This is a genomic window from Sodalinema sp. (assembly GCF_046483825.1).
Lineage (GTDB): Bacteria > Cyanobacteriota > Cyanobacteriia > Cyanobacteriales > Geitlerinemataceae > Sodalinema.
Map to the genome: position 1 here is coordinate 1 of NZ_JAWOCL010000230.1, position 11,399 is coordinate 11,399.

10 protein-coding genes are annotated in these 11,399 nt (G+C 50.1%); 1 reads left to right on the forward strand and 9 read right to left on the reverse strand.

Going from position 1 to position 11,399, the window contains the following annotated elements; all coding sequences use genetic code 11:
- Nucleotides 1-433 precede the first annotated feature (433 nt).
- The 8 genes from cas2 to R6U67_RS15015 form a co-directional block, all read right to left on the reverse strand.
- Complete coding sequence (gene cas2, locus R6U67_RS14980) at nucleotides 434-706, reverse strand: CRISPR-associated endonuclease Cas2 (protein ID WP_087711823.1); 273 nt, start codon at nucleotides 704-706, stop codon at nucleotides 434-436.
- A gap of 14 nt (nucleotides 707-720) precedes the next feature.
- Nucleotides 721-1,728 (reverse strand): type I-D CRISPR-associated endonuclease Cas1d, encoded by a 1,008-nt coding sequence (cas1d, locus tag R6U67_RS14985; protein WP_410253295.1) that lies wholly within the window; start codon nucleotides 1,726-1,728, stop codon nucleotides 721-723.
- Between the two features lie 27 nt (nucleotides 1,729-1,755).
- Nucleotides 1,756-2,340: a CRISPR-associated protein Cas4 gene (gene cas4, locus R6U67_RS14990; protein WP_410253296.1), complete on the reverse strand. Its 585-nt coding sequence runs from the start codon at nucleotides 2,338-2,340 to the stop codon at nucleotides 1,756-1,758.
- Nucleotides 2,337-3,203 carry a CRISPR-associated endoribonuclease Cas6 gene (gene cas6 / locus R6U67_RS14995; RefSeq protein WP_410253297.1) on the reverse strand — a complete coding sequence of 289 codons (867 nt, stop codon included), beginning with the start codon at nucleotides 3,201-3,203 and terminating at the stop codon, nucleotides 2,337-2,339. Before cas6 ends, cas4 begins: the two co-directional genes overlap by 4 nt.
- A 3-nt stretch (nucleotides 3,204-3,206) precedes the next feature.
- Nucleotides 3,207-5,495, reverse strand: coding sequence for a type I-D CRISPR-associated helicase Cas3' (gene cas3, locus R6U67_RS15000; protein ID WP_410253298.1), 2,289 nt, complete (start codon nucleotides 5,493-5,495; stop codon nucleotides 3,207-3,209).
- Complete coding sequence (cas5d, locus tag R6U67_RS15005) at nucleotides 5,482-6,294, reverse strand: type I-D CRISPR-associated protein Cas5/Csc1 (RefSeq protein ID WP_410253299.1); 813 nt, start codon at nucleotides 6,292-6,294, stop codon at nucleotides 5,482-5,484. Before cas5d ends, cas3 begins: the two co-directional genes overlap by 14 nt.
- A gap of 25 nt (nucleotides 6,295-6,319) precedes the next feature.
- Nucleotides 6,320-7,336: a type I-D CRISPR-associated protein Cas7/Csc2 gene (gene cas7d, locus R6U67_RS15010; RefSeq protein ID WP_410253300.1), complete on the reverse strand. Its 1,017-nt coding sequence runs from the start codon at nucleotides 7,334-7,336 to the stop codon at nucleotides 6,320-6,322.
- 163 nt (nucleotides 7,337-7,499) lie between these two features.
- Nucleotides 7,500-10,211 (reverse strand): CRISPR-associated protein Csc3, encoded by a 2,712-nt coding sequence (locus tag R6U67_RS15015; RefSeq protein ID WP_410253301.1) that lies wholly within the window; start codon nucleotides 10,209-10,211, stop codon nucleotides 7,500-7,502.
- A gap of 126 nt (nucleotides 10,212-10,337) precedes the next feature.
- On the opposite strand from R6U67_RS15015, the gene R6U67_RS15020 reads away from it, so the two are divergent.
- Nucleotides 10,338-11,198, forward strand: a complete 861-nt coding sequence (locus tag R6U67_RS15020) for a helix-turn-helix transcriptional regulator (RefSeq protein WP_410253302.1) — start codon at nucleotides 10,338-10,340, stop codon at nucleotides 11,196-11,198.
- 15 nt (nucleotides 11,199-11,213) lie between these two features.
- Here R6U67_RS15020 and R6U67_RS15025 read toward each other — a convergent pair.
- The coding region (locus R6U67_RS15025) for a hypothetical protein (RefSeq protein WP_410253303.1) at nucleotides 11,214-11,399 on the reverse strand (186 nt) is incomplete at its 5' end.

Below are 11,399 nucleotides of genomic sequence, written 5' to 3' on the forward strand. Positions count from 1 at the left end.
ATTTTAGGGAATTGCGAGCTTGCCGATTTCCTTTCCCAATGGGAACAGGAGTTCGCTGTTTCAATCCCTCAAAGGGATTTTAGGGAATTGCGAGCGCAGTGTGTTGGGTATGAAGGTGAAGTTTACAAACTCGTTTCAATCCCTCAAAGGCATTTTAGGGAATTGCGAGGCCTCCCTTCCGGAACCCTGACAGTATGCAGTTTTCAAGGTCCATTTGCGCGAGACCCCCCAACAATAACACCGATCGCCCCAAACGGGCAACCCCAGCCCCAAATCGAAAACCCCAAAACCCATACTCCATCAGCATTACAGAGTTTGCGCGAGACCCCCCTAACCGTGAAATGCCCGAAACCCAGACCCCAGCAGCCATCCAGCCCATTTTCAGCAGTGCCTCACTCATACAGCTACCCTCTCGCGCAAACCGTAACATTCCTTAACAGAAGAAGACCGTCGTATCCATCGGTGGGGGACAACCAATCCGTTCGACAGTCCCCTGATGTTTCCCCCGGAGAAAATAAAAGAGGATATTGTCCGTCTCCGGCTGAATCAACTTCTCCAGTCGTCCCCGCAAGCGTGCATATTGCATCTCCGTCAAATCGCACTCAAAGACACTGAACTGCATCCACTCGCCATAGGACTTGAGAATCTTGTGAATCTTCGTCCGGCGCTTGTTCTCAGAAATATCGTAGCAAACGACTACGTGCATTTTTCCTCACCTCCCTAACGCAACACCAATGGCGGATAGGACTCAATTTCCCCCATCAAGAACTTCGCCAAGAGTCGTCCCTGAATCTCAAACGCCTCCTGATACGTGCATTTGCGCCCCATCACCGGATGCTTAAACTTCGACTGCTTCTTCTCCTCATAGGCTCGTAAAAATCGCTTTAACCCGTCTTCTGTCAGGGAAACCGCCCCATTTAACGGTTCTTGCTCAAAATCCCCCAAACCCAGACCATTTGGCTTCTTCAGCAGACTCAACACCATGGCATCCACCACCAAAGGCCGAAACTCCTCCATCACATCCAACGCCAAAGAGGGACGACCGTAGCGTTCCGTGTGCAGATACCCTAAATAGGGGTCAAAGCCGACAATGTTCAAAGCACTCTGAACATCATGGCGCAACAGGGCATAGCCCAAACTCAGTAAGGAGTTCACCGGATCTTTCGGCGGACGGCGGTTACGATGGGTAAATTCAAAGGGTGTTCCTTGCAAGAGTTGGTTGAACACCCCAAAATAGGCCGCACTGCCGGCCCCCTCATAGCCTCGTAACTGGGCAATGGTGGGCGTTTTAGCTAAGGCGGCGATCGCCCCCTCCAACTGAGAAATCGCCCCCGTCACATCCAATCTATCGCTATCCCGCTGCTTCCGTTGCAACAAACTGCGATAGTTCTTCAACTTCCCGCGCACAAACCCCCGCACCGCCATCAGGGCGGTTTCCGTGTCTCCCGCCGCCGTCCACTGTCCCCGACGGACAAAGATATTGCGCGTCACCTCGGGTTCCAACCGTCCCCGATATTTGCCATAGCGGGTTAGAAAACTCAAGGGGATATTGCGTTCGAGTAACACATCCACCACCGAGGGGGACACCGTGGCCCGTCCCAACACCACCACACCCTGCAACTTCAATAGGGGAATATCCGCCAGTCGTTCCCCCTGATGCTTAATCTGCAAGCGTTCATCCAACTTGCCCAGAAAGGCATCTTCCTGAACCACATACATCGTACCCATGACCGATTCTCCTTATGTATGTACGAATTAGACTTCTCGATAGCGAGCCATCTTCGTCGCCGCCTGGGGGAGACAGCGATCGAACAAACTACAGCCACGACACCGTTTCTCATAGACGGCTGGGGGACAGTCCCCCGTGGTGAGAAGTTGCCGAACCGCCTCCAGGGTGGCGATCGCCGTCTCCCGTAACTGCGGTGACAACTCCACTTCCCGCCGCCGCCGAGACTGCAAGGAATACACATACCCCTTGCGCACTGGGGTTCGGGTCATCTCCTCCAAACACAACCCTTGCGCACAGACTTGTAAATCATCGTTTTCCCAAGGATTCTGCTTCCCCCGCTTGTACTCCACGGGATACAACTCCCCCTTCTCGGACTCCACTAAATCCGCTTTTCCTACTAAGCCGTAGCGTTGGGAACTTAACCAAATTCCACGCACCTGCCAGGCTTCTTCACGAAATCCCTCGCCAACGGTATGGATTCGTTGATGTCCGGTGGTTCCTTCCACGGTATAAACATTGTCCACAAACTCCCCGGCGCAAAACATACGCCAACAGCGATGGGGACAATAGGCATAGTGATTCAACGCCGCAATGGGAATTTCTAACATCATGACCTCCGAGGTGAACGAGCCAGCGCCATCCCCATTCCCATGGTTGTTTTGCGACCAATTCCACAGTAAAGGGCATACTGACTCAGGGTATTTAAGGCTTTAATGGTGGCAGGTTCTACATCACCCAAAATTCGGAAATCAATGCGACCCACCGCCCCAATAAATTTGCTGGATTTCCCCTTTTTACGAAACTCAAAGTCCAAAATATCGGTGCGAATATCGAAGTAGCAGGGAAAAATGTTGTCTGTGGCAAATCCTGGCAACTCAATGCCACTATACCGTTTCCAGGAGTTATGTAAACTGCGAAATACTGACTCGGGAGTCGGTAAGGCTGTGTCATATTTCTGCTGCCGAAACGCTACAGGCGTTGCCAATTGAAAATTTAGCCGCCGATTGGAATCAGATGCCGTTTCATAGAGTTCTTGATAAGAACAGGCATTGGCCCAAGGTTGAGTGGATTGGGGAGTTCCTAGGATACTGGTAATGTGCAAATTCGCCGCTCCCAAATGCCAGGGTTGGCGAGGATTGAGATTGAGCCATAATTGACTCAATCGTCCAAAAACCTGCTCATCGAGGAGGGAAACACGCCACCAGCAGGGAGTTTGTGCTGGAATGGGACGCTGATATTGTGCTTTGAGAATGTCTGGAATTTGAGGGGGAACATCACGACGACTGGGAGGGAGTTTTTGCAGGGGAGAACTGGTAAATGCTTTGGTTGTTTTTTGTTCATGGAGATGAGTTGCTAATTCTGGATCAACGGCGTTTACGGCTGTGATAAATAGGGCATTGAGATGTCGTCCGGTGGCGTAGTCGGGGGGGATTAGGGTTTCAGGAACAAAGTTGAAGACAAGACTATAAGGCATGGGTTAAATACACCAAAATTCTTCGTTATCAGGACATTTTAGGGCAAATCCTGCTGAGGCGATCGCTAAAATACCATCTAAGCTAGGGAAAAAGCAATAGGTTGCGGTGTCTCCCCAAGCATCTTGAACGGTGATGGGATAGGAGGTCAATCCCTGTTTTTGCAGTTTACAAATTGCCCAACGATTGCGACGATTTTCTTTGACAATTACCCCTGGCATTAAGGGGGGAGTCAGTTGAGATAATAGGGCAGTCGGACGGACATCGTCCCCAATCCTGCGAGTAATTTCGCAGTTAGGAAAAGCCGAGAGTTTTGCAAGTTGTGTATTACTAAACTCTTCTAAATTATCGACCTGCAACCTAAAACTGAGTTGATAGGTTTGGCAGGCGCGTTTTGTGAGTACGATGCGATCGCCCTCACTGGCAAACTCATAAAATCGCAACAAATGCAAGGGATCTAACTGGGTTTCTCCACAACTATCTAAGAGAAATCCTTGGGGGTCTTCAATGGTCACATTCGGGAAAAGACTATCTCGAAATCGAAAGAGTGGCGCGTAGCTTGTCTTCAGCAGAATGGCATGGTTTTTGAGTTTTTTTAGATGTTCAACAGACCTCAAAATCATCGATTCTAGGGCATCTAATGACTGATTGCCCTGTTGGACATTTTCCCAATCTTCTGAATAATAGGTTTTGAGAAAGTTATTGACTAAATTACGCCCTCCTTTAATGTATTTCCAATCTTTGGCAAGTTTGCCAATATCTGTTTTGGCGATATTTTCTGCTCCTTGCAAGATTTTCATCCGCTGACGATAGTACTGCCAATCCCGGTTTCCACCGAGCACTCGTTGTAAGGTTTCATACAAAACTAAAATGAGATTTGCACCGGATGTTTTGTCTAAACTGGTTTCGAGTTCCAAGAGAGGACGAGCAAGTTCTAAAAACGCCTCAGAACGCCAGTATATATTGAGGAATGGTCGCTGTAAACAGTCTAACTGTTCGAGCGTTTTGGCGAGCTGTTTTCGTCCAGTAATACTGTTTGACTCATTCAATCCGTCCTGCCAAGCCGCTTCGGGTAAATAGGCGATCGCCTCTGAGGGAATCTCAGTTTTAGGTTTTCCCAAAACCCGTCCTACTCGACCCAGTCGTTGCCAAAAAGAAAAGCGATCGCGTGCCGAAAAAATGAGCCAATCGAGGTTTTGGCGATCGCCCTCAATCTCCCGTTCAAAATTAAAGCCCACATCCACGGTACTGGTGGCTAAAATGACCAGTTTTTGAGCCTCATCATGGCGCTTATCTTTAGGCGTATTTCCCGTGATTTTTCCACAATCCTCCTGATACCCTCGCGCCTTTAATCCGTCATGAATGCGGTTTAGGGTATCCTTAGAATCTAAAATGACCGCACCCTGTTGCTGAGGAAAGTGTTGACGGCGATCGCACACCTGTTGAACCACCGTTTGAATCATCTCATCTTTCTCTAAATAGGCACGAAGTTGCAAGGCCACAGCCGTTTGAGATGGAATCAATGACCCTCCTTTTTCCTGACCATCAACCCGGTAAACCCGAACTCCTGACTGTTGTAGAACCTTCAATGCTTCATCACAAGCGGGTTCCGGTGTTGCTGTCAACAACACCACTTTGCGATTATTTTGAAAGTAGCCAAACACCTGAGATACCACCAAATAAAACAGTAAGCTGACCAACTGTTTGGCATCATAGAGGTGAAACTCATCAAAAATGACCGTCGCAAAACTGCCATAAAAAACACTGGCAAGATTACCGCGATCGAGGGGATTATACTGAAAAAAAGCAGCATAATAGAAGATATCAGGATTCGTCACTAACAGCAGCGGACGACCGCCACCACATTCAGGAAACAAAATCGAGGGTTCGCGCAACACATTATAGAGTTTTTCCCCCGACCGTTTGCCCACACGGTCATCCCGCCAACGGCGAATTTGTTGGGCTGAAGCGGCTTTCACCACATGGGGTAATCCCGCCGCCGCCACAAAGGCCTCAGCCGCCGCCGTTTGCTGGTCAATTAGGGCATTAGTGGGGGCAATATAGACCACATTTCCTTGGGGATTTTCACAAATGACACTGAAGCTGGCCTTCGTTTTCCCAGTTCCAGTGGGGGCTAAATCCAGCAATAGATCATGAGTTTTAGCCGCCTCATATAGATCCTGTTGATGCTGTAACACCTTGCCCTCAAATGCCTGTTTCAAGGCTTCAGAAAATCCAGCATCGGTTCCCACGGCAATTTGGGCGGGTTCAAGAGTGACATTAAGGGGTTTCATCAGAATTTCCTCCACAAAAGGCTACATCCGCCGGACAAATCCAGTCCCCCACCTGCCAAGCTGGACCGTGAAATTGCAAATGTTTGAGTAGGGGGGCCGGCGGAATGGACATGACATCAAACCGCACTAGGTCGATAGATGGGGGCAAATCCGCTGCATTGAGATAGGTGTTACTTGAATAAATGCCCCTGGGAAGCACTTGGACGGGTAACGGTTCACGGATGTCGAGGCGAACTTTACTCATAAACTTGCCCACCCGGATATATTCGGGTAACTCAACTTCGCCAAACACCAAGGTTTGAAAGCGATTTCCCCGTTCCAACATCCGCAATCGTCCCGTTTGGGGAAAATTACTGGGACGATAGGTGTTGGGTTTCTTCCCCGTCCGCTTCAGGGGGAGGTCTTCTCGGGCCGTGGCGACTCGGTTGTTGGTCATGGCATACCAGTAGGAGTCTGAGAGGGCGTTAAACCGTTCAAACCGGAAGCTGGGGCGATTGTCCAGGGGCCAAGCGGGTAGGATGTACTGGTGTCCGTTGAGGGGGGTTAAATCCTCCATATAGCGAGGTTTACCGGTCGCTTTGCCTTGTAGGCGATAGGGCGATCGCGCCCAACCGAGGGCGTAGGCGAGGGCATAATTGCCGATCACCCCTTCGGTGTAGTAGGTGTCCGACAGTTCCCGCGAGGCAAAAAAGATGGGTTCGGCACACCAGAGTTCCACTAGACGGGCCTGGGAAAAGGGGGAAACCTGGGGTGGAGGATTGGCTAAACTATTGGCTAAACTGTTTTCAACTTGGGTCATGATGGCAGTCTCCTGTTGTCTCCTTTTACGATTTGGCCTTGCGTCCTTTGTTGCTGTCGGCTTTGGCTTTAACTTTGACCTGACGATAGGGTTCGTAGGACTCATCCAGGCGTTTGAGGAAGTTAGCCTGTTCCTCTAAGGACCAATGGCGATCGATATCCTCAATTAAGTCATTGAGTTCTTCAGAGGAGAGTTTCATGGAAATACCGCGTTTCTGAGTCCAAGTGTCAAGAATCGTCTGAGTTGCCTGAGTTAAAATCTTGCCATCCAAGGGATGTTCTAGGGGGGTCTTGCCTTGGCTGAGATGGTCATATACCCCTTGCACAAGTTCTAAGGAACTCGGGAGTTCTGCCATACCGCCAAAGACCCCTAAAATCTGGTTGTCCATCCGTCCTACGCGGCTCGAAACTGCCCCGTAACGAGTGGTCAGTAACAAGTTGCCGAGGGCATAGCGCAACTCATCGGCGGTAACATCTTTGAGCGTTACAATGTCAAGAAAATGGGTTCCTGGCTTGATGTATTCACTGGTGTTGAGAGCGGTGGATGCTTTCCCCTGTTCGTCGCGCATTGTGCCATTTTCAAAAATAGCGTTAATGGTGCGATCGCCCACTAAATCAGTCGCCGGCAAAACCGTAAAGGCATCCTCAGTCCAAACTCGACTTTTTTGCGCCCCTTCACCGCCAGCGGCAAAGCCATAAAGGAAACAATCGATGCACAATTCACAAGGGGCATTGGTATTCAGAGAACAAATTGTGCCTGCTTTGGGAGCCGTTTTCAGTAACTCATGATTGCGCAAGAATTCCCGTCCCCGCCGCCGTTCCGGGGCAATCTGTTTACGCTTAGTCATCAACAAGCGCGGAATAGAATTGGTATCTTCCAAGCCAGCTTGAACATACTCACTACACATCGGTTCCCCAGTGCCTTCAGTGCGAAAAATAGTCTCAGATTTAGTGGTTCGCAACACCACAACGCCAATGGTGCGTCCTTTGGGGAAGTTTTCGTACTCTTGAGCGAGAAAGGGAGTCAAACGTTCGATAGACATGATTAAGTCTCCAAATTGTGGATAATTGAATGATTCTTAGCTTCTTGTGCCATGGCTCTGCCGTGGCACAGTTTAGGGCGGCTCTGCCGCCAGTTCACGGGAAGGAGGCAGAGCCTCCGGGAGAGCATTACTTGGCTGGAGCCAAGTAACGAGGTTAATCCCCTTATGTATCTGAATCTTCAGGCTTATCAGACTCTTCAGATTTACGACTAGCCTTAATTTTTTGATCAGCGTCTTCCCAAAAAAAGAGATACGCCGCTTCCAAGGTTTTACCATCAGTCAGCAATCGTTCAGGACGCCGGTGATAAATCTCTTCAAACATCTCTTCTAAGACCCCATAAAACTCTTTGAGTTGCTCATATTTGGTTTCTCCGACTTTATAGTCTCGAATCCGATCAAGACGATTAAAGTATTGCTGAACTAAGGCAGCAAACATTGTATCCCAGTCCATGTGTGACTTTTTGGATCGAACCGCTTGAATAAACCGAGAAAAGGGTTCAGTTTTGGCGGTTCGCCGATAGGAGCTACCGTGCAAATTTGCTGATCGGGCCAAATAAGCGGCTCGCTTCAGATAGTCAGAAATCTGTTGATGTTCTTCCGACATAAAACTCTCCAGTAGGTGATGCAAAGGGTTGCGAATGTCTTTCCAAATTCGCTCTAAATTAGGATTTTCTTGTTCCCGTAAAATCCAGCGCAAGAGGACATGATAGAGTGTTAGGGGTCGAACTGTGGCTCGGGCAAGCTGATAGAAACAATCGTCTTTTTTGCGTAACCCCGAGACGGCGATCGCCAAATCCCCTAAACAGCGCAATCGCAACAAAACAGTGTCAGCCGTTAGGCGTTGATGGTTCTCTGTTTTCAACAACTGTCCCCGGCGGTAATACTGCCCATCTCCCAACAGAGGACGCAGAGATGAAGGAATCCCATCGACGCTGGCAAAATAGTCCCAACTAGGTTTAAGTTCTAAGTTGGAACTGACCACAAGGGGAAACCCCATATCCAGCGCCAAACTCATTTCTAACCCTAAGCGTAAGGATTTCAAGAGGGCCAACGAGGAATTGACCTCTCCCCAAAGAATGGGAATCGTCACCGTTCCATGGACAAACTGGGGACGTTTGGGGAACGCGAATCCCACCACTTTATTGGCTTTGAACACGACGGAATGATCCCGATACAGTTGCAGTTCATCGACTGTAACCGTTCCATCTTCATGGGTTTCTGCAATCCGTTGCAGACACTTGCGCCAAATCCGCCGCAGTTCCAAACTCGACCCTGGGGGGAGGGCAAAATGTAAATAGAGGGGATCCTGTTTCACCGTTTTGGGAAAATTCGACCCCACCGCCATCAGTTGATAACTCAAAGCTGAGAGGGCATCCCCCCGCCGTTTCGGGTCGCCACTCATCCCGCCGGGGAGACGATTGGAAAAGGATTGAACCTTAGTCCCAGGGGGCATTTGCGGCGATTTGAGTTCGCCAATTTCACCCGTCATACTACCCAAAGAACAGCGTTGACGGGGGTTGGCTTGGATGTAAGCGTTCAGTTGCTTAAAGCCGCTGAATGGCTGAATTTGGGGTAGGTTTAGCAGTTCTCTGACCGCTTGGATGAGGTCGTCGGAGACGGTTTCTTGCCCTTGGCTGCAACGCCCTTGAAAAGAGTCCTCAATGGCACTGTAAATGGCTTCTAATCCCCCCTTCACGGCTTTAGCAGCAAATAAACAGCGGCCATATTGGGCGTTAAAGGGTTCGAGGGCTTGACGCTGTTCCGGTGAGAGTCCCACGGTTTCGGCGATGCTGTCCCAGGCTAACTGGGGAGACACACCGGCTTGGCGATAACTGAGATAGGCGCATTTCAAGGCTTCGGATTGGGCAAATTCCTCAGCGTTGGAGACAGGTTGTAATCCCAAGTTGGCGGCGGCGTGGACGGCTTCGGCATCACTACTATATTTGTGGATGTCTTGGGCCACTTTCTCGGCTTTGTAGCCTTTGGCTTTTTTCACCAAGAGGGCAGCGATTTGTTCGATGGCTTCGTCTGGGTTTTGTTGGACGGCTTGGTCATCGATTTTGATGCCATCTTTGCTGGGTTTGACCAGTTGGGCGACGTTCGCGCCAAAGACGGCATCGATTTGACGTTGCCATTGGCGGGCAATGGCGGGGGCCAGATCCTCCTCGGGGAAGGTTTCCCCTAAAAACAGTTGACCATCGGGGTTAATGGTGAGGGGGATGAGGTTGCTAGCCACCAGGACTTGTTCACAGGCCCCCAGTAATAGGGCGGTGAAGTAGCCGCGATCTTCGGTCAATCTGACTTGGAACAGGCGATAGGGCCGTTGCAGGGCGACCGTTAATTCGGTTTCAACTTTGCGAATCCGTTTTGCTTCCTCAATGCCCAAGTCAAATAAGTCTCCCGCGACCAAGAGGGCGGCCTGGCGGTTGATGTCCGGGTCTTCGGGTAGAAACCGCATTCCATCGCTGACGTTATGGCCCGAATGCCGTTCAATCAGACGACGCACAAGTTCTAAGTCGTCGTCGCTGCCGATAAACTCAGCGACACAGGCGCGATGGAGTTGTGCCTCAAGGAAGGGGCGATCGCGGGCCAAGGTTTTGACGTTGCGCCCCTGGTCATCGAGTTTGTTGAGGTCGTGAACGGCGGTGGCGGCCAGGATGTGCGATCGCCTCTCCTCGGTCCACTCCGCCAGGCCACTCACCGTTAGGACAAACTGACAGGCGGAATCGAGATGTTCGGCCAAACTCCGCCGGGCGCGAGTGCCATATTGGGCGTGTTGGCCGTGGTTTTCATAGAGTCGGGGGCGAATTTCGCTGAAATATCGCTCTTCCAGGTTGGGCGATCGCCCCTCAATCTCGTCACATAAACGTAGCATCCATTTAGGTCTCCCTAGATTGAAAGTTTCAGTACAACTGCTTAGTACTCCTTGGTTTGTAACTGTACTTGATTTATAATGGCATATACAACCCCGACTGTCAAGAGTACACGTATAAATTAGTGAATGTCACGGAAAAAAGAGACCATTACACTGTCAATCCCCCCAGGAACCAAGGCCAAATTGGAGGCGATCGCCCGTCGGTTGGGCATTATGTGGGGCAAATCCCCCAGTATCTCCGGCCTCATCGTCGCTATTGCCGAAGAAGACTATGAACTCGGCGAAAAATTTACACTGACACCGGAGCAAATCAAGGTGCTAGATCATGCCACCCAACTCCTAACTGACACCGGATTCATCGCCCAAGCCGAAACTCTACTACAACTGATACTCGATCGCGGCAACCTGGATTCCCCCACCCGTCAGGCATTCATGAAAAAACTCAGCACCACGGGACAGGCCTGGCGCACTCTTGTCGAAGACTATCGCCAAAAACGTCAACCGTTTCGGGTTCTCTATCGCAATGCCCAGGGAGAAGAGTACACCTACACTGCCCGTTACGTCCAGTTCGACTTCCACGAGAAACGCTACTACCTACAAATTTGGTGTGATGAGACGGAAGATGTGCGAGATAGCGACTTTCCCGAACTGAATCACAACCGCTGTTTACGGCGCGATCGCATCCAATCTATTATCCCCACCAATGTTCCCTGGCGTGAAGAGGGGTTGGACACTATCAAAGTACACTTACACTTTTATCGTGGCTTAGCAAAAGCCTATGAAGGCCGTGAGGTTGACATTGAGGATGAGATGGTTGACGACGTTCGCCGGGTGGTGCGTGAGGTGGCTAATCCCTTCTGGTTGCTGCGAGAGATTCGCCGCTATGGCCCAGACTGTGACATCATTTCACCGCCTCGCTTGCGGGAGTTGCTGGCCCAGGAACATTATCAGATGTGGCAACGCTACTCCAATCCTCCACCATCCTAAGGATCAACCACGGGGCTAGTAGCCGCCATCAGTGCGGCTACCACAAAACCCTATTTCAAAAATCTCCTCCTGGCTGACAATTTCTGTGTTTTCGCCTTCTTTAATTGCATTTATCATGCCAATTTCTTCAAGAACATCGCTTAATAGCTCAGAAAAAACGTCTTTCTCTTCTTGAAGTAACTCAAATATTGCTGTTTTGAG

What these genes read in the sequence shown, in the direction of transcription:
- cas3 (WP_410253298.1), bottom strand. Translation starts at nt 5,495, where the DNA reads ATGAAACCCCTTAATGTCACTCTTGAACCCGCCCAAATTGCCGTGGGA.
- cas7d (WP_410253300.1), bottom strand. Translation starts at nt 7,336, where the DNA reads ATGTCTATCGAACGTTTGACTCCCTTTCTCGCTCAAGAGTACGAAAAC.
- cas4 (WP_410253296.1), bottom strand. Translation starts at nt 2,340, where the DNA reads ATGATGTTAGAAATTCCCATTGCGGCGTTGAATCACTATGCCTATTGT.
- cas1d (WP_410253295.1), bottom strand. Translation starts at nt 1,728, where the DNA reads ATGGGTACGATGTATGTGGTTCAGGAAGATGCCTTTCTGGGCAAGTTG.
- cas6 (WP_410253297.1), bottom strand. Translation starts at nt 3,203, where the DNA reads ATGCCTTATAGTCTTGTCTTCAACTTTGTTCCTGAAACCCTAATCCCC.
- cas2 (WP_087711823.1), bottom strand. Translation starts at nt 706, where the DNA reads ATGCACGTAGTCGTTTGCTACGATATTTCTGAGAACAAGCGCCGGACG.
- R6U67_RS15020 (WP_410253302.1), top strand. Translation starts at nt 10,338, where the DNA reads ATGTCACGGAAAAAAGAGACCATTACACTGTCAATCCCCCCAGGAACC.
- cas5d (WP_410253299.1), bottom strand. Translation starts at nt 6,294, where the DNA reads ATGACCCAAGTTGAAAACAGTTTAGCCAATAGTTTAGCCAATCCTCCA.
- R6U67_RS15015 (WP_410253301.1), bottom strand. Translation starts at nt 10,211, where the DNA reads ATGCTACGTTTATGTGACGAGATTGAGGGGCGATCGCCCAACCTGGAA.